Raw genomic sequence first — 21445 nt, forward strand, 5'->3', positions numbered from 1 at the left:
CGGTGGCCGCAGTACCATCCCAAAACCCCGGGGGTAACGGCACACCCCCGCCCCGTTCCGGGGTACCCCCGCGACGACCCACCACCCACCCCACCCGCACACCCGCAGCCGCCGAAGCCGCACTATCCGAGAATGAGGGCTTATTCCTCGTCGAATGGGCCCTCGTTCTCTGAAAGTGCGCGGATCTTCGAGGTGGTTCCGCGTTCGGGGGCGGGACGGCTGCCGGAGGGGTGGGGTGGGGTGGGGTCTTTGGTCCCGGGGGGTGGCGGTCCTGCGCCCCTGCCCGCTTCGGCACCGGCGGCGGAGGCTGGTGCTGGAAGCGAAGAGCGGACCTGGGAGGCTCCCGATGCGCGCGACCGTCGTCACCTCGTTCGACCAGCCGCTGGAGATCTTCGACGTGCCGGTGCCGGAGCCCGGCCCCGGCGAGATCCTGGTCCGGATCGAGGCCAGCGGGCTCTGCCACACCGACATCCACGCCGCGCGCGGTGACTGGCCGGTCAAGCCGAACCCGCCGTTCGTGCCGGGCCACGAGGGCGTCGGCATCGTCGAGCGGGTTGGCGAGGGCGTCACCGAGCACGCCGTCGGCCACCGGGTCGCCCTGCCCTGGCTCGGCTGGGCCTGCGGCACCTGCGACTACTGCGTCTCCGGCTGGGAGACGCTCTGCGAGGCGCAGCGCAACACCGGCTACTCCGTCGACGGCGCGCACGCCGAGTACGCGGTCGCCTCGGCCCGGTACGCCGTCCGCGTCCCGGACGGGGTCGACCCGTTCGAGGCGGCCCCGCTGACCTGCGCGGGCGTCACCACGTACAAGGCGGTGAAGGTGGCCGCGGTACGGCCCGGCGACCGGGTGGCGGTCTTCGGCATCGGCGGGCTGGGGCACCTCGCCCAGCAGTACGCGCAACTGTTCGGCGGCGAGACCGTCGCCGTGGACGTGACGGACGAGAAGCTGCACCTGGCCCGCGCCCTCGGCGCCACGCACACCGTGAACGCGGCCGAGGTGGATCCGGTCGAGGCGGTCACCGCGCTCGGCGGGGCGGACGTGGCGATCGTCCTGGCCGCCAGCCCCACCGTGATCGCGCAGGCCCACCGCTGCCTGCGTCGGGGCGGGCGGCTGGTGCTGGTGTCGCTGCCGAAGGAGAACGGCTTCACCCTGCCGGTCTTCGAGACCGTGCTCAAGGGCATCACCGTGATCGGCTCGATCGTCGGCACCCGCGCCGACCTGGCCGAGGTGTTCCGGCTGCACGCCGCCGGCCACACCCGGGTCGCGTACGAGGTGCGCAAGCTCGACGAGATCAATGAGGCGGTGCAGGACGTGCTGGCCGGCCGGGTCGCCGCCCGCCTGGTGCTGCGGCCGTGACCGCCGTCCGGCCCCCGACGACCGTCCGGCGGCCCGCAGACCCGCCGACACACCCCCTGGAGGGACCAGTCATGACCGGCAACGCACACCTCGATCCGTGGCGCGGCTTCACCGGCACGGCGTGGCGCGACACCGTCGACGTCGCCGACTTCGTCCGCGCCAACCACGAGCCGTACACCGGGAACGCCGCGTTCCTGACCGGGCCGACCGCCCGGACCCTGGAGGTCTGGGCGGCGCTGAAGACGCTCTTCGTCGAGGAGCGCCGGCGCGGGATCCTCGACGTCGACGCCGCCACCCCGTCGACCATCACCGCGCACGGGCCCGGCTGGATCGACCGGGAGAAGGAGCTGATCGTCGGGCTGCAGACCGACGCGCCGCTGCGCCGGGCGATCATGCCGGCCGGTGGGCTGCGGATGGTGGAGACCGCACTGAAGGCGTACGGCTTCGAACCCGACCCGGAGGTCCACCGGATCTTCACCAGCTACCGCAGGACGCACAACGACGCGGTCTTCGACGCGTACCCGGCCGACGTGCTCGCCGCGCGGCGCTCGCACGTCATCACCGGCCTGCCCGACGCGTACGGCCGGGGCCGGATCATCGGCGACTACCGGCGGGTGGCGCTGTACGGCGTCGACCGCCTCGTCGCCGAGCGGAAGGCGCTCAAGGCGGCGCTGGACGACCGGCCCTCCACCGACGAGGTGATCCGCGACCGTGAGGAGCTGGCCGAGCAGATCCGCGCGCTCGGCGAGCTGAAGCAGATGGCCGCGAGCTACGGCTACGACCTGTCCGCCCCGGCGACGACCGGCCGCGAGGCGATCCAGTGGCTGTACTTCGCCTACCTGGCCGCCACGAAGGAGCAGAACGGCGCGGCGATGTCGCTGGGCCGCACGGCGAACTTCGTCGACGTCTACCTGCGCCGTGACCTGGCCGAGGGGCGGCTGACCGAGAGCGACGCCCAGGAACTGGTCGACGACTTCGTGATCAAGCTGCGGATCGTCCGGTTCCTGCGCACCCCCGAGTACGACCAGCTCTTCTCCGGCGACCCCACCTGGGTCACCGAGTCGCTCGGCGGGATGGGCGCCGACGGTCGGCCCCTGGTCAGCCGGACCAGCTTCCGCTACCTGCAGACCCTCTACAACCTCGGCCCGGCGCCCGAGCCGAACCTGACCGTGCTCTGGTCGCCGCGGTTGCCCGTCGGGTTCAAGCGGTTCTGCGCCCAGGTGTCGCTGGACACCAGCGCCATCCAGTACGAGAACGACGAGCTGATCCGCCCCGCGTACGACGACGACACCGCGATCGCCTGCTGCGTCTCGGCGATGCGGGTCGGCCGGGATATGCAGTTCTTCGGGGCCCGGGCCAACCTGGCCAAGGCGCTGCTGTACGCGATCAACGGCGGCCGGGACGAGGTCACCGGCGAGCAGGTGGCCCCGGCGGCCCCGCCGGTCGGCGGCGAGACCCTCGACTACGCCGAGGTGCTGGCCGCGTACGAGAAGACGCTGGACTGGCTGGCCGAGACGTACGTCGACGCGCTCAACGTCATCCACCACCAGCACGACCGGTACGCCTACGAGCGGCTGGAGATGGCGTTGCACGACCACCCGGTGCGCCGGTTCATGGCCACCGGCATCGCCGGCCTCTCCGTCGCCGTGGACAGCCTCGCCGCGATCCGGTACGGCACCGTCAAGGTGCTGCGCGACGGCACCGGGCTGGCGATCGACTACGCGGTCGAGGGCGAGGTCCCGACCTTCGGCAACAACGACGACCGGGCCGACGACATCGCGGTGTGGCTGGTGGAGACGTTCGCCGAGAAGCTGCGCCGGCAGCGCACCTACCGCGACGCCGAGCTGACCATGTCGGTGCTGACCATCACCTCCAACGTGGTCTATGGCAAGCACACCGGCAACACCCCGGACGGCCGGCGCGCCGGTGAGCCGTTCGCGCCGGGGGCGAACCCGATGAACGGCCGGGACACCCACGGCCTGGTCGCGGCCGCGCTGTCGGTGGCGAAGCTGCCGTACGACGCCGCCCGGGACGGCATCTCGCTGACCGGCACGGTCACCCCCGACGGGTTGGGCCGCACCCGGTCCGAGCGGATCGACAACCTGGCCGGGGTGCTCGACGCCTACACCGACTCCGGCGGCTTCCACCTCAACGTCAACGTGCTGGACCGGGCCACCCTGGTCGACGCGATGGCGCACCCGGAGCGCTACCCGCAGCTCACCGTGCGGGTCTCCGGGTACGCGGTGAACTTCGTCCGGCTCACCCCGGAACAGCAGCGGGACGTGGTGTCCCGGACGTTCCACGGGTCGCTGTGACCGTCCGGCCGCCCTCGCCGCCCGGGCTCGCCGAGCCCGGGCGCGCGGGCCTGCCCGGGGTGCCCGCCCCGGCCGGGCCGGCGCCCGCCCGCACGCCCGACGACGCGGCCGGGCGGGGACGGTCCGGCGGCGAGCTGACCGGGGCGGTGCACTCCTGGGACGTCTCGGTCGGGGTGGACGGGCCGGGCACCCGGTTCGTGGCGTTCCTCGCCGGCTGCCCGCTGCGCTGCCGCTACTGCCACAGCCCGGACACCTGGTACCGGCGCAGCGGCCGGCACCGCACGGTCGACGAGCTGATGGCCGAGATCACCCGGTACCAGCGGTTCATCCAGGTCGCCGGGGGCGGGGTGACGCTCAGCGGCGGCGAGCCGCTGCTGCAGCCCCGGTTCACCGGCGAGGTGCTGCGCCGCTGCCACGAGCTGGGCCTGCACACCGCGCTGGACACCTCCGGCTTCCTCGGCGTACGCGCCGACGACGCCCTGCTCGACGCCACCGACCTGGTGCTGCTGGACGTGAAGTCGTGGGACCCGGCGACGTACCGGCGGGTGACCCGTACCGGTTCGGTCGCCCCGACGCTGCGCTTCGGCCGGCGGCTGGCCGAGCGGGGCACGCCGATCTGGATCCGGTTCGTGCTGGTGCCGGGGCTGACCGACGCGGAGGAGAACGTGGCGGGGGTGGCCGACTTCGCCGCCGAACTGGCCACGGTGCAGCGGGTGGAGGTGCTGCCGTTCCACCGTCTCGGCGCGCACAAGTACGCCGACCTGGGGCTGACCTTCCCGCTCGCCGACACCGAGCCGCCCACGCCGGAGCTGCTGGAGCGGGTCCGGGGCCAGTTCGCCGAGCGGGGCGTCACCGTCTACTGAGCGCACGGGTCACCCGGGCGGTGGACCGGTGTCGCGCCGCGCCCCGCCCTGGCCGGTGCGGGCGCAGGATCGGACCATGCGCCCGTACCGCCGCCGGACCCCGGCCCGCTCCGGACCCCGCGCCCTCGCCGCGGCCGCGACCGGCGCGCTGGCCGTGGGCGCCCGCGCCGTCGGCGCCGCCGCGACCGGCGCGCTGGCGGTGTCCGCGCTGGCCGGCGGGGCGACGGCGCTGGGCGTGCTGGCGGTCGGTCGGCTGGCCGTGCGTCGCGCCGTGATCCGGGAGCTGCGCATCGGCCGGCTCGAGGTCGACGAACTGGTCGTGCGCCGGCACGTCGCGGGGACGGGCGGCGACCGACAGTGGGCCGGCGGGGCCGGTCAGCTCGCCGAGGACGTCGGGTAGCCGTACAGGTCCAGCAGCCGCACCCGGGACGCCTGGAGCCGGTCCACCACCACGGCCATGAACCGGGTGGTCAACTCCCGGCCGAGGTGGTCGTCGGAGGCCATCAGCCGGCGCACCCCCTCGGCGGTGAACTCCACCGTCGGGGTACGCCGCACGGCGACCGCCCCGAACTGCCAGCGGTACGGCGGGAAGAGCCAGGACCAGCCCAGCACGCCGCCCGGCCCGATCGACTCGATGCCCACGTCGCCGCGTCCGGGCACCGGGAAGTCCAGCGCCACCTCGCCGCCACGGACGAGCCAGAACCGTTCCGCCGGCTGCCCGGCCCGGAACAGGCGATGGCCGGGGTGCCAGACCACCGGCCGGGCGTACCCGGTCAGCCGGGGCAGCCACTCCTGCGGCAGGCCGGCCAGGAAGGGGTGTTCACGCAGCATCTCCAGTGGCGTCATGCGAGGTCCCTCCGGTAACGGGTGGGGCCCGGCGGACGGCCGGGCCCCTGGGGTCGGGCTCACCGCTTCCCGCCGTGCTCCACGGTCACCGGGATCTCCTGGGCGGTCGGCTCGCTCTCGCCGACCGTCGCGGTGATCTGGAGGATGCCGTCGGCGTAGCGGGCGGCGATGGTCTCCGGCTTGACGCCCGCCGGCAGCGGGATCAGGCGGGAGAAGGATCCGTAGTGGAACTCGGAGCGGACCTTGTCCGCGTGGCCCTCCCGGCGTACCACGTCCAGCCGCAGCGTGTCGCCGGTGCGGGTGATGCGGACGTCCTTGGCCGGTTCGATCCCCGGCAGCTCGGCGCGGATGACGTACCGGTCCCCGTCGAGGTAGTCCTCGACGCGGATCGTCGGCGCCAGCAGCGGGAACCAGGAGAGATTCGTCCAGTCGAACGGCGCGAGCGCGCCGCCCCGGAACTTCGTGACGGTGGACATCGTCGACCTCCTTGTCGCTGGTCCTGCCTCCATCCGACTCCTGCGCGAGGCGACGGCGTCAGGGCCGTTGGTCCCGGGCCCGGCGGGCGCAACGCCTCTGCCCGCGGCGCCGCCCCGGCGGGAGGGTGGAACGGGACGGCGTGCCCGCGACGCGCCGCGCGAGGCGGGGAGGACACCGGTGACGACGACCGGCGGACGAGGCGGGACGCTGGAGGGCACCGTGCAGCGCACGGCCGCCCCGGCCGGGCTGCGCGCCGACGAGGCCGCCGCCCGGTTGCGCGCCGACGGGCCGAACTCGGTGCTCCCGCCGCCGCGCCGGCATCTCGCGGTCCGGGTCCTGCGCCAGCTCACCGACCCCCTGGTCGCGCTGCTGCTCGCCGCCGCCGTGGTCACCACCCTGCTCGGCGACCTGCCGGACACCGTGGTGATCGTCCTGGTCGTCGTGGTGAACACGGTCATCGGGGTGGTGCAGGAGGTCCGCGCTGACCACGCCATCGCCGCCCTGGACCGGCTCGCCGCGCCGACCGCCCGGGTGGTGCGGGACGGCTTCGACATGGTGGTGCCCGCCGCCGACGTGGTCCGTGGCGACCTGGTCCGCGTCGAGGCCGGCGACGTCGTGCCGGCCGACCTGTCGCTGGTCGAGGCGAGCCGGCTGCACCTGGACGAGTCGGCGCTGACCGGCGAGGCGGTGCCGGTCGGGCGGGAGGTCGGGCAGGAGGTCCTGGCCGGGACGGTGGTCACCACCGGCCGAGGCGCGGGCACCGTGGTCCGCACCGCCGGCGCGAGCGCCCTGGGCCGGATCAGCGCGCTGGTCGCCGGCACCCGCCCCACCGCCACGCCGTTGCAGCGCCGGCTGTCCGCGCTCGGGCGGGTGCTCGGGCTGGTGGTGGTGGCGCTGTCCGGGCTGGTCTTCGCCGTCGGGGTGCTCGGCGGGCGGCCGGTGGTGGACATGGCGATCACCGCGGTCAGCCTGGTGGTCGCGGCGGTGCCCGAGTCGCTGCCGGCGGTGGTGACCCTCGCGTTGGCCCTGGGCGCCCGTCGGATGGCCGGCGCGCACGCCATCCCGCGCCGGCTGCACGCGGTGGAGACGCTCGGTTCGGTGACCGTGATCGCCTCCGACAAGACCGGCACCCTCACCGAGGGGCGGATGGCGGTGCAGGCGGCCGTCACCGCCGACGGCGTCGCGTACGGGGTGACCGGGGCGGGCTACGCCCCGCACGGCACGGTGCACCGGGACGGCACGGCGGTGGCCGTACCGGAGGAGCTGCGCCGGTTGGCGCGCGCAGGGCTGCTCTGCAACGACGCCGCGCTGTCGCCGCCGGACGACGAGCGACCCGACTGGGGCGCGGTGGGTGATCCGCTGGAGGCGGCGCTGGTCGCCTTCGCGGCGCGGGCCGGCCTCGACCCGCAGCGCACCCGCGCCGCCTGGCCCCGCGTCGCCGAGCACCCGTTCGACCAGGCCACCCGACGGATGGTCACGGTGCACCGGTCGTGCGACCGGCGGTACCTGGTGGTCTGCAAGGGCGCGCCGGAGAGTGTGCTGGCCGCGCCCCTGGTCGACGCCGGCGCCGAGGAGGTCGCCGAGCTGACCGCCGCCGCGCACCGGCTCGCCGGCGAGGGGCTACGGGTCCTCGCGGTGGCCACCGCCCTGGTGGACACGCCGCCCGACCCGGCCGCGCCGACCGGGCTGCGGCCGGCGGGCCTGGTCGCCGTCGGCGACCCGCTGCGCGCCGGCGCCCCGGAGATCGCCGAGAGCTTCGACGCCGCCGGGGTGCGGCTGCTGCTGATCACCGGCGACCACCCGGCCACCGCCGCCGCGATCGGCGGTCAGCTGGGCCTGTGGCGCGACGGTGACCCGCTCGCCCGGGGCGACGACGACGATCCGGCCGCCGCGCACCCGCAGACCCGGGTCTTCGCCCGCACCCAGCCGGAGCAGAAGCTCGACATCATCGCCGGCCTCCAGTCGCGGGGGCACGTGGTGGCGATGACCGGTGACGGGGTCAACGACGCCCCGGCGCTGCGCCGCGCCGACATCGGGGTGGCGATGGGCGGCGGCACGGAGGTCGCCCGGCAGGCCGCCGACCTGGTGCTGGTCGACGACGACCTGTCCAGTGTGGCCACCGCGATCGGTGAGGGACGCCGGATCTACGACAACATCCGCCGGTTCCTGCGCTACGGGCTCTCCGGCGGCGTCGCGGAGATCCTGGTGATGCTGATCGGCCCGCTGTTCGGGCTGGGCGTGCCACTGCTGCCGGCGCAGATCCTCTGGGTCAACCTGCTCACCCACGGGGTGCCGGGGGTGGCGCTCGGGGCGGAACCGGCCGAGCCGGGCACCCTGCGTCGCCCGCCCCGCTCGCCGCAGGAGTCGGTGCTCGGCGGCGGGCTGGGCCGCGACGTCCTGGTCACCGGCGCGCTGATCGCGGCCGTGGTGCTCGGCGCCGGGGTGGTCGCCGCCGCCCGTGAGCTGCCCTGGCAGTCGGTGGTGTTCGTGGTCCTCGGGCTGGCGCAGCTCGGCGTGGCGCTGGCGGTGCGGGCACCCCGTCCGGCGGGCGCGCGGCGGGCCAACCCGGGGCTGCTGGTCGCGGTCGCCGTGTCGGCGGTGCTGCAGGTCGCCGGGGTGCTCGTCGGCCCGCTGCGGGAGCTGCTCGGCACCGATCCGCTGGGCGCGGACGTGTTGCTGGCCTGCGCGGCGGTCAGCGCGCTGCCCGGTCTCGCGCTGCGGCTCGCCCGCCACCGGCCCCGGCCCGACGCAGACGCCACCGCCCCGCCCGACGGGGACACGCCGACCGTCGTGCCCGGCCCGCGTCGCGCCTCCTCCTGACCGCTGTCACCGCCGGCCCGGTCGTCGTCGACGGCGATACGGCGGCGCGGCGCGGGACGAAGGACCCGGGTCCGGGTGTCCGACGCCTCTGACCGTCGCCACGGCGCGGGAGGATGCTGAGGACGGAGGAAGGAGGACGTGATGACCATCAGATCCGGTGCTCCCGTCGTGGTGGGTGTGGACGGTTCCGCCGCCGCCCTGGACGCCGTACGGTTCGCCGCCCGGGAGGCCGCGCTGCGGCACCGTCCGCTGCGGGTGGTGCACGCGTTCATCTGGCCGCTCATGGGCCAGCCGCTCGGACCGGTGCCCGGCGCCCCGGCGGACGCGGGCCTGCGGGCGCAGGCCGAGCGGTACGTCACGGACGCGGTCGCCGAGGCCGGCAAGACCGCGCCCGAGGTCGCCGTGACCGGTGAGCTGGTCGACGGCGCGCCCACGCCGGTGCTGCTGCGCGAGTCCCGCGACGCGGCGCTGATCGTGCTCGGCAACCGGGGCCTGGGCGGCTTCGCCGGGCTGCTGATCGGCTCGTCGGCCGTACAGGTCTCCGCCCGGGCCGACTGCCCGGTACTGGTGGTCAAGGGCGAGCCGCGCGCCGACGGACCGGTGCTGGTCGGCGTGGACGGCTCCGCGCTGTCCACCGAGGCGCTCGGCTTCGCGTTCGAGGAGGCGTCGCTGCGCGGCACCTCGGTGGTGGCGGTGCACGCCTGGCTGACCCCGACACCGCTCGGCCCCGGCGACATGCTCCCCCTGGTGTACGACGTGGACGCGGTCGCCGCCGAGGAGAAGCGGGTGCTGTCCGAGGCCGTGGCCGGCTGGGCGGAGAAGTTCCCGGACGTGCCGGTGCGCCAGCTCGTCGCGCACGGGTCCGCGGCCCGGGTGCTGGTGGAGCAGTCCGCCACCGCGCAGCTGACCGTGGTCGGCGCACACGGCCGGGGCGCCTTCACCGGGCTGTTGCTCGGCTCGGTGAGCCACGCGGTCCTGCACCACTCGCACAGTCCGCTGGCGATCCTGCGGCACCACAAGGAGGACGGCAGGTCCTGACCCGGCGCCGTCCGCGCCGGCCGCTGTCCCGGCCGGCGCGGACGTGCGGCCACCGGCCCGTCACACCGCCCGCCGGCGCGTCCTCGACCGTCGGCCCCTCCCCGGGCGGGGTGCGGGCCGGACGCGACGGCGCGTCCCCGCCGAATGCCGGCGTCACGGGGCGGGTACGTCGACAATGATCGGACCGACCCCGGGGAGTGCCGATGAACCGACCTGTCGTGGTGGGCGTCGACGGATCGCCGTCCAGCCTGGTCGCCGCCGAACACGCGGCCCGCGCCGCCGTGCTGCGGCGGCTGCCGCTGCACCTGGTGCACGGGTACCTGCACCCGCTCGGTTACGGGGTGCCGCTCAACCCGTACGACCTGGGGCTGCCGGCGCCCACCGACGAGTCGCGGCGGATGCTGGAGAAGGCGGCGGCCGAACTGGTCGACCGCTGGCCCGGGCTGACCGTGCAGGTGCGTCAGGTCGCCGGTGGGCCGGGCGCGTCGCTGGTCGAGGCGTCCCGCCATGCCGCGCTCGTCGTGGTGGGCAGTCGTGGGCTGGGTGGCTTCGCCGGGCTGCTGCTCGGCTCGGTGGGCAGCCAGGTGGCGGCGCACGCGCGCTGCCCGGTGCTGGTGGTCCGCCCCGAGGAGCAGCCGATCCCGGTCGACGGGCCGGTGCTGGCCGGGGTCGACGGCTCGGACGGGGCACGGCGGGCCGTCGGGTACGCCGCCGAGGAGGCGGCGCTGCGCGGTGTGCCGCTGGTGCTGGTGCACGTCGGTCCGCCCGACGGGGACCGTCCGGTGCCGGAGGAGGTCGAGGAGTCGCAGGCCGCGTACCAGGCGGAGGCGGTGCGACTGCTCGCCGAGGCGTCCACGGCGGTCCGCGCCGACCACCCGGAGCTGGTGGTGCGCGAGCACCCGGTTCGGGCGGCCGGCGCGGTGCAGGGGCTGGTGGCGGCGAGCGGGGCGGCGTCGCTGGTGGCGGTGGGCACCCGGGGCCGGGGCGGGTTCACCGGGCTGCTGCTCGGCTCGGTCAGTCAGGCACTGGTGCAGCACGCGCACTGCCCGGTGCTCGTCGCCCACCCGTACGACTGAGGCTCAGTCCTCGCGGCGGCCGAGCAGCTGCGCGAAGTCGGTGGTGAGGGCGAACGGGTCGGCGGGGCCGGTCGACGGCGGCCGGCGGTCGACCTGCTCGGCCAGTTCCGTGCCGGCACGCACCACGCGGGCGCGCAGCGCGCCGTCGGCGGCCCCGCCGGACCAGTCCTCCGGTGCGGCGTAGACCGCGGTCGGCACCACCACCGCCCGCAGGTGGCTGAAGAGCGGGCGGATCGCGTGTTCCAGGGCGAGCGAGTGCCGCGCGGTGCCACCGGTGGCGCCGATCAGCACCGGGGTGTCGACCAGCGCCCCGGATTCCAGCACGTCGAAGAAGGACTTGAACAGCCCGTTGTACGACGCGCTGAAGATCGGCGTCACGGCGATCACGCCGTCCGCGCCGGTCACCGCGTCGACGGCCTGTCGCAGCGCCGCCGACGGGAAACCGGTGAGCAGGTTGTCGACCACGTCGTGCGCGTGGTCGCGCAGCTCGACGACGCGCAGCTGGACGTCGTGGCCGCGCCGGGCCAGCTCGTCGCCGGCGGCCGCGGCGAGCTGGTCGGCGAGCAGCCGGGTGGACGAGGGCCGGCTGAGCCCGGCCGAGACCACGGCCAGGGTGCGCCGGGTCATCGGGCGGCCTCCGCTCCCGCCGGGGCGGCGTCGCGGGCCGCGACCAGCGCGGCGTGGGTGGGGGCCTCGGGCACGTGCGCGGGACGCACCGAGTCGAACTCCTTGCGCAGTACCGGGACCACCTCCTCGCCGAGGATGTCGAGCTGCTCCAGCACGGTGCTCAGGGGCAGGCCGGCGTGGTCGACCAGGAAGAGCTGGCGCTGGTAGTCGCCGACGTACTCCCGGAAGCCGAGGGTGCGGTCGATGACCTGCTGCGGGCTGCCCACGGTCAGCGGGGTCTCGCGGCTGAAGTCCTCCAGCGACGGCCCGTGCCCGTAGACCGGGGCGTTGTCGAAGTACGGCCGGAACTCCCGGACGGCGTCCTGCGAGTTCTTCCGGACGAAGACCTGCCCGCCGAGCCCGACGATGGCCTGCTCCGGGGTGCCGTGGCCGTAGTGGGCGAAGCGCTGCCGGTAGAGCCCGACCATCCGCTGGGTGTGCTCCTTGGGCCAGAAGATGTGGTTGGCGAAGAACCCGTCGCCGTAGTACGCGGCCTGCTCGGCGATCTCGGGGCTGCGGATGGAGCCGTGCCAGACGAACGGCGGGACGCCGTCGAGCGGGCGCGGGGTCGAGGTGAACGACTGCAACGGGGTACGGAAGCGCCCCTTCCAGTCGACGACGTCCTCGCGCCACAGCCGGTGCAGCAGGTCGTAGTTCTCGATGGCGAGCGGGATGCCGTTGCGGATGTCCTGGCCGAACCACGGGTAGACCGGACCGGTGTTGCCGCGCCCCATCATCAGGTCCACCCGGCCGTCGGCCAGGTGCTGGAGCATGGCGTAGTCCTCGGCGATCTTCACCGGGTCGTTGGTGGTGATCAGCGTGGTCGAGGTGGAGAGCAGCAGCCGCTCGGTACGGGCCGCGATGTAGCCCAGCATGGTGGTGGGCGAGGACGGCACGAACGGCGGGTTGTGGTGCTCGCCGGTGGCGAAGACGTCCAGGCCGACCTCCTCGGCCTTGAGCGCGATGGCGACCATCGCCTTGATCCGCTCACGCTCGGTCGGCTCCCGACCGTTGGTCGGGTCGACCGTGACGTCGCCGACGGTGAAGACTCCGAACTGCATGACCAGCTCCTCGCGTGTCGGACCGGGGCCGAGGTGGCGTCCCGGACGTCGCGCACAACATATTTGACGAGTCAACTATTCCGAGGGTCTCCGCCGCCTGGGAACGTGACGGCGGTAACTACTGACGGTGGGGTCGCCGGTGATCCAGAAGCGCCACGGCACGTCGTGTGCGGCGGCGACGCCGACGCGCGGGCCGGCGGCGATCTCCGACGGCGCGACCGGACGCTCCGGTGGTGTCAGCAGCAGCGGACCGCTGCCGTCGATCACGGACGTGCCGTTCGCCTCGGCGGTGACCCCCAGCGCGACCACCAGCCGAGCCGGCCCGCGCGCGAGGTCGCGGTCGGCCACCTCGCCGCGACGCTTGCGGGCGACGTCCCGCCCGTCGACGACCTCACCGGCTCGCAGCAGGACCGCGGCGGCCTCGCCCTCACGGCCGCAGACGATGTTCAGGCACCAGTGCACCCCGAACACGAAGTAGGTGTAGGCATGTCCGGCCGGCCCGAACATGACCTTGGTCCTGGGGGTGAGCCCCCGATGGGCGTGCGAGGCCGGGTCCTCCCCGGTACCGGCGTACGCCTCGACCTCGGTCAGCCTGATCCGGACGCCACCGGCCGAGATCTCCCAGCCCAACAGCGTCCGCGCCGACTCGGCCACCTCAGAGGCAGGAGCACGAAGCCATGAGTAGTCCACCGGTCCAGGAAACGTCGCGCGGCGAAGATCGGCAACCGACGGCGGCCTCGACCCGCGTCCGCCAGGGTCCAGCCGGGGGGTGTGGGCTGTCGCCCGGCACCTGTTCGAACAACCCCGCCGTACCTCATCACAGCCGGCGGCGGCGTAAGCCTGGTGGCGGCCGACGCGGCCCCGGCGCGGCCCCGGCGCGGCCCCGGCGCGGTCCGGCGCGGCGCGGTCCGGCCGGGCGTGCTACCAGCGGCCGGTGTGGCTTGAGAACGCTACAGACCTGATGGCATGGATGGATCGCCCGCCGTGATCCACCCACGCCATCAGGTCTGTAGTGTCCGCAGACCCCTCCCGCTCCTGCGGCGACCCGTCGAGACTCCCGACCGGACGGCCGACTCGACACCGCAGTTGCGGCAACGCCACAACTGCCGCGCCGACGGCGTCCGGCAGCAGTCGCTATCTGCCGCGTCGAACGGTCCGCACGCCGAACACCACCGCGCCGACGACGAGCAGGACGCCCAGGAACTGGAGGCCCGGCGAGTCGTCGGCCTCCCCGAGCACGACGCCGGCGACACCGATCGCGACGCCGATAAGGGCGACGAGGACGAGGACGTACTTCACGGGATCTCCTCTCCAGTTCCTTCGTCGACCCATTCGAGAAGGTCACCGGGCTGGCAGTCGAGCACCCGGCACATGGCCTCCAGGGTGCTGAAGCGGACCGCCTTGGCCCGACCGTTCTTCAGCACCGCCACGTTCGCCGGGGTGAGCCCGACCCGCTCGGCGAACTCACCGACGCTCATCTTGCGTTTGGCCAGCTCGACGTCGATGCGCACGACGATGGGCATCAGATCACCGCTTCCATGTCGGTGCGCAGCGTCGTGGCCTGCCGCAGCAGTGCGCGCATGACCACCATCAGGAGCCCCAGCACGGCGACGCCGACCACCATCAGGAACAGCAGGAGCGGCAGCCCGGGGTCGTCCGCGCGGAACCCGACGTAGAGGAACACGCCCAGCAGCACCACCCACGCGGCGGCGATCGCCCAGACGATCGCGTCGACCCAGGCCAGGGAGGTCTCGGTGAAGATGCGGTCGTTCTTGACCAGGGTGAGCAGCTTCCAGGTGGACACGATCACCACCTGGACGCAGAGCACCCAGAAGACCGCGACGGCCGTCATGGGCCATCGCAGGTAGGCGAGGTCCGGGGACTCCTCGGCCATGTGCGCGAACTGCCCGGGAAGCGAGAAGGTCTGCAACATGACCAGGACCCCGAACAGCAGTACGAGGAAGACTCTGAGCGGTGCTACCGCTCGATGTTCGGCCAACATGTATCGAGTTTCGCTCGCTACCTATCGAATGTCAATCGGTTCGGTCATTCGGGAGCACTGCTGCTCCCCGCCGGTTCCGACCAGACGCCCCCTCGGGTGACGGCGTGGGCGATGTGTCCACCTCACCCGGGTCGCCGCTGGTCACGGGTCGGCACCGACCGGCGTGTGACTCGCCACCCGTCCTCGTCATTAGGTTTGCCTCACCTTAGAGTGGCCACCGTGACGCCCCTGTCCGACCTGCTCCCGGCCGTACGCGCGGTGCCGTTCGTCCGCGACCTGGCCCGCCACGGTGACCGCCCCGCCGTCGTGACCGACGGCGGAGTCCTGTCGTACGCCGAACTGGCCGCCCGCGTCGCGCAGACCGCGCGACGGCTCGGCACCCGCCGACGACTGGTCCTGGTGACCGGCGCGAACACGGTCGACGCGCTGGTGGCCTACCTCGGAGCCCTGCACGGCGGGCACCCGGTGCTGCTGGTGCCCGGCGACGGCCCGGCGGCCGGGACGCTGACCGAGGCGTACGACCCGGACGTGGTGATCGGCACGGCCGACGGCGGGTGGACGCTGCGCGAGCGACGGCCGGGGACCACCCACGACCTGCACCCCGATCTGGCGCTGCTGCTGAGCACCTCCGGGTCGACCGGCTCGCCGAAGCTGGTCCGACTCTCCCACGACAACCTCCAGGCCAACGCCGAGGCGATCGCCGACTACCTGGGCATCCGTGACACCGACCGGGCGATGACCAGCCTGCCGCTGCACTACTGCTACGGCCTGTCGGTGGTGCACAGCCACCTGGCCCGTGGCGCCGCGCTCGTGCTCACCGACCGCTCGGTCGCCGACGCCTGCTTCTGGGACCTGTTCCGGCAGGCGCGGGCGACCACCTTCGCCGGGGTGCCGTACACCTTCGACCTGCTCGACCGGGTCGGCTTCGCCGGGCTGGAGCTGCCGCACCTGCGCTACGTGACCGTGGCCGGCGGCCGGCTCGCGCCGGAGAAGGTCGTCCGCTACGCCGAACTGGGCCGGCGCGGCGGCTGGGACCTGTTCGTCATGTACGGCCAGACCGAGGCGACCGCCCGGATGGCGTACCTGCCGCCGGACCTCGCGGTGAGCCGGCCGGAGGCGATCGGCGTGCCGGTGCCGGGTGGGGAGTTCCGCCTCGCCCCGATGGCCGACCAGCCCGACGACGTGGGCGAGCTGGTGTACGCCGGCCCGAACGTCATGCTCGGCTACGCCGAGCGCCCGGCCGACCTGGGCTCGGGCCGTACCGTCGACGAGCTGCACACCGGCGACCTGGCCCGGCGCGGCCCGGACGGCCTGTACGAGATCGTCGGCCGGCGCAGCCGGTTCGCCAAGATCCTCGGCCTGCGGGTGGACCCGCAGCAGGTGGAGGCGCTGCTCGCCGCGCACGACGTCGACGCCGCCTGCCTCGGCGCGGACGACGAACTGCTGGTCGCGACGGCCGGGGACGCCGACCCGCAGCGGGTCCGCCGGCTGGTCGCCGACGAGGTCGGCCTGCCGTCGCGCGCGGTACGGGTGCTGCCCGTGGCGGCGCTGCCCCGGCTGGGCACCGGCAAGGTGGACTACCCGGCGCTGCGTGCGCTCGCCGCGACTCCCCCGCCGCCGCCGGCGGCCGCACCGACCGGTGACGACCTGTGCCGGCTCTACGCCGAGGTGCTCGACCGCACCGACGTGACCCCGGAGCACAGCTTCGTCGACCTCGGCGGCGACTCGCTGTCGTACGTCGAGATGTCAGTCCGGCTGGAGCAGGTGCTCGGTCAGCTCCCGCCGAACTGGCACACCGTGCCGATCGGCGCGCTCCCCGCGCCGAGGGCCGGTCGGCCCCGCCGCCGCCGGGCGTTGGAGACGAGCGTCGCGTTGCGCGCGATCGCCATCGTACTGATCGTCGGCTCGCACATCCCGCTGTTCACCCTCACCGGTGGCGCGCACCTGCTGCTCGGGGTGGCCGGCTTCAACTTCGCCCGGTTCCAGCTCACCGACGCGGGCCGGACCGACCGGCTGCGACAGGTCCGCGCCGGACTGGCCCGCATCGTCCTACCCACCATGGCCTGGATCGCGGCGATGCTGGTGGTCACCGACCAGTACCGGCTGAGCACGCTGTTCCTGGCGCACAGCCTGGTCGGCCCGGACGACGGGCCCACCGAGTGGCACTTCTGGTTCATCGAGGCGCTGGTCTACATCCTTATCGGGGTGGCCGCACTGCTGGCCGTGCCCCGCATCGACCGGCTGGAACGCCGGCACCCGTTCGCCCTGCCGATGGCCCTCGCGGGGGTGGGGCTGCTCAGCAGGTACGACGTGTTCGGCCTGGACGCCCGCTACGACCTGCCCACCGCGCTCGTGGCGTTCTGGCTCTTCGCGCTCGGCTGGGCCGCCGCCCGCGCCGACGGCGTACGGCAGCGGCTGCTGGTGACCGCCGCCGCGGCGGCGACCGTGCCGGGGTTCTTCGGCCAGCCCGGCCGGGAGGCGCTGATCGTGGCCGGGTTCGCCCTGCTGATCTGGCTGCCGACCGTGCCGAGCCTCGGGCCGGTGAGCCGGGTGGCGAGCGTCCTCGCGGGCAGCTCGCTCTACATCTACCTGACCCACTGGCAGGTCTACCCGCACCTGCGGGACCTGCCGCTGGTCGCCCTGGCGGCCTCACTGGCGCTGGGGATCGGGTACGCGGCCCTGGTCAACCGGGCCGGCCGCTGGTTCACCAACCACCGAGCTTCAACAATGCGTTGACAATGCATCGTTGATAGCGTCTGATGGGGACATGGAGCAGTTCACCGCCCCCGACGCCGCCCAGGCCCGGGCCGGGCGCACCTTCGCCGCCCTGCACCGGCTCACCGAGCGGCATGCCGGCACCGACGCGCGCCGACGCCGCCACACCAATCCGTACGTGGCCGACCCGTGGGAGGCCGTCGCTGTCGTCACCGCCCTCGCGGCCGGCGGCGCCGAACTGGAGCCCGGCGAGGAACCGGTCGACGGCGACGACCTCACCGCCGCGCTGACCCTGCTGCCGCACCTGCGCGCCGAGATGGACACCCTGGAGGCGGGGCTGCTGTCCCTGGCCCGGGCCCGCGGGCTCACCTGGCAGGCGATCGCGTTCGGCCTCGGGCTCGGCAGTGCGCAGGCCGCCAAACAGCGGTACGAACGCCTCATGGCCCGCACCGCCTGAGCGGGAGCCGGACCGTCGGAGCGGCGGCGGCGTGCGTTCATGTCGGTGGTGCGTGGGTGGCAGCAGAGCAAAGGCGGCTGCACCCCTCCCACCACCGCACCGCGAAGGTGACGTTCAGTGAACACCATCCCCGCTCACTGAATGCGACGAGGAAGGCCGCCGGCGAGGGCCGGTCGGGCGCCCGCGCGCGGCTCGGTTCCGCCGGTCCACCCCCTCTGCCGCACCGGTCGCCACCCGTCGGTAGGGGCCGGCACGGCGGCGGGTGGCGCTGTCAGACTGGGGCCGGACCGGGACGGGAGGACGCGATGACCCGCGACGAGATGGTGGCGCACTGCCTGGGCCTGCCGGCGGCCTGGCTGGACCGCCCCTGGGAGGACACCGAGGTGGCCAAGGTGGGCAGCCGGATCTTCGCCTTCCTCGGCGCCCCGGACGGCCCGCCCCGCGTGTGGGTGAAGTGCGGCCCCGACCGGGTGCTGGCCGACGAGTGGCTGCACCGGCACCCGGCCGACGCCGAGGTCGCCCCCTACCTGGGCCGGTACGGCTGGAACACGCTGCGGCTCGACGGTGGCATCGCCGACGACGAGCTGTTCGAGGCGGTCGACGCCTCGTACGACGCGGTGGTGGCGAAGCTGCCGAAGCGCGAACGCCCCGCCTGACCACCCCGAGAAATCCCTGATTCCGTCGCCGGGGGCACCGCCACGCGCCGACACCTGCTAGATTTTCTTGGCATGTGCAGGTTTTCGCTATGAGCACGTCCGAGCCGACCGGGGACGAGCTGCTCACGGTGCTGGCGACGCTGGCGAACCCGCACCGGCTGCGGGTGATCGCCGCCCTCAGCCGGGAGCGCACCTACGTCAGCCGACTCGCCCGTGACCTGGGCATCAGCCGGGCGCTGCTCCAGCTGCACCTGCGCAAGCTCGAAGCCGCCGGACTGGTCTCGGCCCAGCTCGAACTCTCCTCCGACGGCAAGGCCATGAAGTTCTACGAGGTCCGCCCGTTCGCGTACCGGTTGACGCCGGACGTCATCGCGGACGCGGCCGACACGCTCAGCACCGACACCGAGGACAGCAACCGACAGGAAGGCGCACGGGATGGACGGACATGAACTGGCGGAGGTCGTCGGGGCGATCGGCATCTTCACCCTGATCACGGTCGTCGTGGTCGCGGTCGTGGCCCGGATCGCGCCGACCTGGCGGGCCCGCGCGCAGGTGGCCCGCGATCAGGAGTACCGGGCGCTGGCCGAACAGTCGGCGCGTACCCAGGAGGAGCTGTCCCGGCAACTCGCGGTGATCAGCGGTCGGCTCACCGAGGTCGAGGGCCGGATGTCCTCGGTGGAACGGGTCCTCAAGGACGTCGAGTAGTCAGGTGCCGGGTCGTCGAGCTGCAACTCGACGACCCGGCGGGGACGAGCATCACCTCGCCGACGGCGAGTTCTCACGCGCGACACCCATCCAGGGAAAGGACAGCAGTTCATGCTGCGCGAACGCAAATCGCCCACCCACCGACCCCCACCCCGTCCACAGCCGCTGACCGAACGGGTGGTCGCCTGGTCGGTGCGCCACCGCACCCTGGCGATCACCGGCTGGCTGGCCCTGGTGGCGGTAGCCGTCCTCGCCGGCGTACTGGTCACCGGGGAGCGGGCCCCCGCCACCGATCCGGGCGAGGCCGGCCGGGCCCGGCACGCCCTGGACGCCCAGCGCGGGTACGAGCCGATCCAGGAGAACGTGCTGGTGCGGCGGCTGGCCAACGACGGGCCACCGGCGACCACCGATCCCCTACTGCGCGCGGCGGTCGCCGACCTGAGCGCGACACTGCGGGCGCTGCCGGCCGGCGGGATCGTCGTCCACGACCCGTACGCCGCCGGCCGGGCCGACCGGATCTCCGCCGACGGACGCTCGGTGCTGGTCACCTTCGGGGTCGACGGCGACATCGACCAGCGCCGGACCCGGTGGGCGGCGGCCACTGCCGCCGTCGCCGACGTCGGCGGGCGGCACCCGCAGATCCGGCTCGCCCAGGCCGGCGACCGCAGCCTCTCCCTCGCCGTCGACCAGGGCGTCCAGGGCGACTTCGCGCTCGCCCATCACCTGTCGCTGCCGCTGACCCTGCTGATCCTGCTGGTGGTCTTCGGCTCCCTCGTCGCGGCGGCGGTGCCACTGCTGCTGACGCTGACCGCCGTGCTCGCCACGCTGAGCCTGCTCCAGGTGATCGACCACTGGCTGCCGATCAACAGCGTGACCGCGCCGATGGTGCTGCTGATCGGTATGGCGGTGGGCGTGGACTACTGCCTGTTCTACCTGCGGCGCCAGCGGGAGGAACGGGCCGCCGGGCACGACCTGCCGACCGCCCTGGCGATCACCGCCGGTACCTCCGGGCGGGTCGTGGTGGTCTCCGGCGTCACCGTCATGCTCTGCCTGAGCGGACTGCTGCTCACCGGGATCGGGGCGTTCCGGGGCGCGGCCGTGGGCACGGTGCTCGTCGTCGGCGCGACGATGCTCGCCTCGGTGACCGCCCTGCCGGCGGTGCTGGCCGCGCTCGGCGACCGGGTGGACCGGCTCCGCGTGCCGTGGCTCGGCCGACGGCGCACCGGGGCCGCCCCGTCCCGGTTCTGGACCGCCGTCGCCGTCGGCGTGACCCGGCGTCCGCTGCTCTGGGGCGTGGCGGGCACCCTGCTGCTCGTCTTCCTGGCGCTGCCCGCGCTGCGGATGCACCCGCAGGACGCCGCCGTGACCGACAGCCTGCCGCGCAGCGTCCCCACCGTGGACGCGGCGGTGCGGATGCAGCAGGACTTTCCGGGCGCCGCCGCGCCGGCCCGGGTGGTGGTGTGGAGCCGCGACGGGTCACCGGTCGCCGGTCGGGCCGACGTTGACGCCGCCGTGGCGGCGCTGCGGGACCGGATCGCCGTCGACGGCGACGGGCTCGACGGCCCGGTCACCGTCGCCGCCGTCGACCGGGCGCTGGTGGTCCGGGTGCCGCTGGCCGGCTCGGGCACCGACCCGGCATCGGAGCGGGCCTTGGCGACGTTGCGCGGCGACGTGCTGCCGGCGACGCTGGGCCGGGTCGACGGGGTGGGGCACGCCGTCATGGGCCGCACCGCGTTCGCCCACGACTTCACCGAGCGGATGACCAGCCGGGCGCCCCTGGTCGTCGGGACCGTGCTGCTGCTGGCCTTCGTCCTGCTCACGGTGACGTTCCGCAGCCTGGCGGTGCCGCTGGTGTCGATCGGGCTGAACCTGCTGTCGATCGGCGCCGCGTACGGGGTGCTGACCTGGGCGTTCCAGGACGGGCACCTCGCCGGGCCGCTGCGCTTCACCCCGTACGGCGGGGTGGTCGGCTGGCTGCCGCTGTTCATGTTCGTCCTGCTGTTCGGGCTCAGCATGGACTACCACCTGTTCGTCCTCAGCCGAATCCGGGAACGCTGGGCGGCCGGCGCCGCCCCCGGGCGGGCGATCGTCGAGGGCGTCGGGCGCAGCGCCGGAGTGGTCACCAGCGCGGCAACGATCATGGTGGCCGTCTTCGCGGTGTTCGTGACGCTCAGCGCGGTGGAGTACAAGATGCTCGGGCTCGGCATGGCGGTGGCCGTACTCGTGGACGCCACGCTGGTGCGCGGCGTGCTGCTGCCGGCGGCGCTGGCGCTCTGCGGCGACCGGGCCTGGGGGCCGCGCCGGCCCTGACGGCGACGCGGCGCGCGGGGTGTCCCCGCGCTCCACAAACCACCATCCCAACCCCCAAGGGGTACAAACCACCCCACGGTC

21 protein-coding genes are annotated in these 21445 nt (G+C 74.2%); 13 read left to right on the forward strand and 8 right to left on the reverse strand.

What is annotated here, in order from left to right:
* Positions 1–346 precede the first annotated feature (346 nt).
* The 4 genes from ACPFP2_RS29285 (at position 347) to ACPFP2_RS29300 (ending at position 4935) form a co-directional block, all read left to right on the forward strand.
* A complete protein-coding gene (locus ACPFP2_RS29285; protein WP_424093398.1) occupies positions 347–1357 on the forward strand; it encodes a zinc-dependent alcohol dehydrogenase in 1011 nt (336 codons plus the stop codon).
* Between the two features lie 71 nt (positions 1358–1428).
* On the forward strand, positions 1429–3672 hold the full coding sequence (gene pflB, locus ACPFP2_RS29290) for a formate C-acetyltransferase (protein WP_424093400.1): 2244 nt from the start codon (positions 1429–1431) through the stop codon (positions 3670–3672).
* The gene (gene pflA, locus ACPFP2_RS29295; RefSeq protein ID WP_424093401.1) at positions 3669–4535 is read left to right on the forward strand and encodes a pyruvate formate-lyase-activating protein; all 867 of its coding nucleotides are present in this window, start codon (positions 3669–3671) and stop codon (positions 4533–4535) included. The genes pflB and pflA overlap by 4 nt, the downstream gene beginning before the upstream one ends.
* 76 nt (positions 4536–4611) lie before the next feature.
* A complete protein-coding gene (locus tag ACPFP2_RS29300) occupies positions 4612–4935 on the forward strand; it encodes a hypothetical protein (protein ID WP_424093403.1) in 324 nt (107 codons plus the stop codon).
* On the opposite strand, the gene ACPFP2_RS29305 is transcribed toward ACPFP2_RS29300, so the two are convergent.
* Both ACPFP2_RS29305 and ACPFP2_RS29310 read right to left on the reverse strand, forming a co-directional pair.
* Positions 4911–5381: a cyclic nucleotide-binding domain-containing protein gene (locus ACPFP2_RS29305; protein WP_424093405.1), complete on the reverse strand. Its 471-nt coding sequence runs from the start codon at positions 5379–5381 to the stop codon at positions 4911–4913. The two genes, ACPFP2_RS29300 and ACPFP2_RS29305, sit on opposite strands and share 25 nt — an antisense overlap.
* 59 nt (positions 5382–5440) lie before the next feature.
* Complete coding sequence (locus ACPFP2_RS29310) at positions 5441–5857, reverse strand: Hsp20/alpha crystallin family protein (RefSeq protein ID WP_424093407.1); 417 nt, start codon at positions 5855–5857, stop codon at positions 5441–5443.
* Between the two features lie 178 nt (positions 5858–6035).
* Between ACPFP2_RS29310 and ACPFP2_RS29315 the strand changes: the two genes are divergently transcribed.
* From ACPFP2_RS29315 to ACPFP2_RS29325, 3 genes are all read left to right on the forward strand, one after another.
* Complete coding sequence (locus ACPFP2_RS29315) at positions 6036–8678, forward strand: cation-translocating P-type ATPase (protein ID WP_424093409.1); 2643 nt, start codon at positions 6036–6038, stop codon at positions 8676–8678.
* A gap of 141 nt (positions 8679–8819) precedes the next feature.
* Positions 8820–9716 carry a universal stress protein gene (locus ACPFP2_RS29320; RefSeq protein WP_424093411.1) on the forward strand — a complete coding sequence of 299 codons (897 nt, stop codon included), beginning with the start codon at positions 8820–8822 and terminating at the stop codon, positions 9714–9716.
* A 197-nt stretch (positions 9717–9913) separates the two neighbouring features.
* Positions 9914–10792, forward strand: a complete 879-nt coding sequence (locus ACPFP2_RS29325) for a universal stress protein (protein WP_424093413.1) — start codon at positions 9914–9916, stop codon at positions 10790–10792.
* A 3-nt stretch (positions 10793–10795) separates the two neighbouring features.
* Here ACPFP2_RS29325 and ACPFP2_RS29330 read toward each other — a convergent pair whose 3' ends face one another.
* From ACPFP2_RS29330 to ACPFP2_RS29355, 6 genes are all read right to left on the reverse strand, one after another.
* Positions 10796–11419: an FMN reductase gene (locus tag ACPFP2_RS29330; protein WP_424093414.1), complete on the reverse strand. Its 624-nt coding sequence runs from the start codon at positions 11417–11419 to the stop codon at positions 10796–10798.
* A complete protein-coding gene (locus tag ACPFP2_RS29335; RefSeq protein ID WP_424093416.1) occupies positions 11416–12519 on the reverse strand; it encodes an LLM class flavin-dependent oxidoreductase in 1104 nt (367 codons plus the stop codon). The genes ACPFP2_RS29330 and ACPFP2_RS29335 overlap by 4 nt, the downstream gene beginning before the upstream one ends.
* Positions 12520–12594: 75 nt before the next feature.
* Entirely contained in the window at positions 12595–13209 is a 615-nt protein-coding gene (locus ACPFP2_RS29340) for a DNA-3-methyladenine glycosylase (RefSeq protein WP_424093418.1), read from the reverse strand.
* Positions 13210–13653: 444 nt separating this feature from the next.
* Positions 13654–13818, reverse strand: coding sequence for a hypothetical protein (locus ACPFP2_RS29345; RefSeq protein WP_424093420.1), 165 nt, complete (start codon positions 13816–13818; stop codon positions 13654–13656).
* Entirely contained in the window at positions 13815–14042 is a 228-nt protein-coding gene (locus tag ACPFP2_RS29350; RefSeq protein ID WP_424093422.1) for a helix-turn-helix domain-containing protein, read from the reverse strand. Before ACPFP2_RS29350 ends, ACPFP2_RS29345 begins: the two co-directional genes overlap by 4 nt.
* Positions 14042–14452 carry a DUF2975 domain-containing protein gene (locus ACPFP2_RS29355; RefSeq protein ID WP_424093424.1) on the reverse strand — a complete coding sequence of 137 codons (411 nt, stop codon included), beginning with the start codon at positions 14450–14452 and terminating at the stop codon, positions 14042–14044. Before ACPFP2_RS29355 ends, ACPFP2_RS29350 begins: the two co-directional genes overlap by 1 nt.
* Positions 14453–14740: 288 nt before the next feature.
* On the opposite strand from ACPFP2_RS29355, the gene ACPFP2_RS29360 reads away from it, so the two are divergent.
* The 6 genes from ACPFP2_RS29360 (at position 14741) to ACPFP2_RS29385 (ending at position 21364) form a co-directional block, all read left to right on the forward strand.
* A complete protein-coding gene (locus ACPFP2_RS29360; RefSeq protein ID WP_424093426.1) occupies positions 14741–17257 on the forward strand; it encodes an AMP-binding protein in 2517 nt (838 codons plus the stop codon).
* Between the two features lie 31 nt (positions 17258–17288).
* Positions 17289–17693, forward strand: a complete 405-nt coding sequence (locus ACPFP2_RS29365) for a DNA-binding protein (protein WP_424093427.1) — start codon at positions 17289–17291, stop codon at positions 17691–17693.
* A 305-nt stretch (positions 17694–17998) separates the two neighbouring features.
* The gene (locus ACPFP2_RS29370) at positions 17999–18349 is read left to right on the forward strand and encodes an MmcQ/YjbR family DNA-binding protein (protein WP_424093429.1); all 351 of its coding nucleotides are present in this window, start codon (positions 17999–18001) and stop codon (positions 18347–18349) included.
* A gap of 89 nt (positions 18350–18438) precedes the next feature.
* Complete coding sequence (locus ACPFP2_RS29375; protein WP_424093431.1) at positions 18439–18798, forward strand: ArsR/SmtB family transcription factor; 360 nt, start codon at positions 18439–18441, stop codon at positions 18796–18798.
* Entirely contained in the window at positions 18785–19054 is a 270-nt protein-coding gene (locus ACPFP2_RS29380; RefSeq protein ID WP_363881036.1) for a hypothetical protein, read from the forward strand. Before ACPFP2_RS29375 ends, ACPFP2_RS29380 begins: the two co-directional genes overlap by 14 nt.
* A 111-nt stretch (positions 19055–19165) precedes the next feature.
* Positions 19166–21364 (forward strand): MMPL family transporter, encoded by a 2199-nt coding sequence (locus ACPFP2_RS29385; RefSeq protein WP_424093434.1) that lies wholly within the window; start codon positions 19166–19168, stop codon positions 21362–21364.
* Positions 21365–21445: the final 81 nt, after the last annotated feature.

This window comes from Micromonospora citrea (assembly GCF_049629545.1).
Lineage (GTDB): Bacteria > Actinomycetota > Actinomycetes > Mycobacteriales > Micromonosporaceae > Micromonospora > Micromonospora citrea_A.

Excerpts from the sequence above, each read along its gene's own strand:
- ACPFP2_RS29285 (WP_424093398.1), top strand. The coding sequence starts at position 347 with ATGCGCGCGACCGTCGTCACCTCGTTCGACCAGCCGCTGGAGATCTTC.
- pflB (WP_424093400.1), top strand. The coding sequence starts at position 1,429 with ATGACCGGCAACGCACACCTCGATCCGTGGCGCGGCTTCACCGGCACG.
- ACPFP2_RS29300 (WP_424093403.1), top strand. The coding sequence starts at position 4,612 with ATGCGCCCGTACCGCCGCCGGACCCCGGCCCGCTCCGGACCCCGCGCC.
- ACPFP2_RS29305 (WP_424093405.1), bottom strand. The coding sequence starts at position 5,381 with ATGACGCCACTGGAGATGCTGCGTGAACACCCCTTCCTGGCCGGCCTG.
- ACPFP2_RS29310 (WP_424093407.1), bottom strand. The coding sequence starts at position 5,857 with ATGTCCACCGTCACGAAGTTCCGGGGCGGCGCGCTCGCGCCGTTCGAC.
- ACPFP2_RS29320 (WP_424093411.1), top strand. The coding sequence starts at position 8,820 with ATGACCATCAGATCCGGTGCTCCCGTCGTGGTGGGTGTGGACGGTTCC.
- ACPFP2_RS29330 (WP_424093414.1), bottom strand. The coding sequence starts at position 11,419 with ATGACCCGGCGCACCCTGGCCGTGGTCTCGGCCGGGCTCAGCCGGCCC.
- ACPFP2_RS29335 (WP_424093416.1), bottom strand. The coding sequence starts at position 12,519 with ATGCAGTTCGGAGTCTTCACCGTCGGCGACGTCACGGTCGACCCGACC.
- ACPFP2_RS29350 (WP_424093422.1), bottom strand. The coding sequence starts at position 14,042 with ATGCCCATCGTCGTGCGCATCGACGTCGAGCTGGCCAAACGCAAGATG.
- ACPFP2_RS29355 (WP_424093424.1), bottom strand. The coding sequence starts at position 14,452 with ATGTTGCAGACCTTCTCGCTTCCCGGGCAGTTCGCGCACATGGCCGAG.
- ACPFP2_RS29365 (WP_424093427.1), top strand. The coding sequence starts at position 17,289 with ATGGAGCAGTTCACCGCCCCCGACGCCGCCCAGGCCCGGGCCGGGCGC.
- ACPFP2_RS29370 (WP_424093429.1), top strand. The coding sequence starts at position 17,999 with ATGACCCGCGACGAGATGGTGGCGCACTGCCTGGGCCTGCCGGCGGCC.
- ACPFP2_RS29375 (WP_424093431.1), top strand. The coding sequence starts at position 18,439 with ATGAGCACGTCCGAGCCGACCGGGGACGAGCTGCTCACGGTGCTGGCG.
- ACPFP2_RS29380 (WP_363881036.1), top strand. The coding sequence starts at position 18,785 with ATGGACGGACATGAACTGGCGGAGGTCGTCGGGGCGATCGGCATCTTC.
- ACPFP2_RS29385 (WP_424093434.1), top strand. The coding sequence starts at position 19,166 with ATGCTGCGCGAACGCAAATCGCCCACCCACCGACCCCCACCCCGTCCA.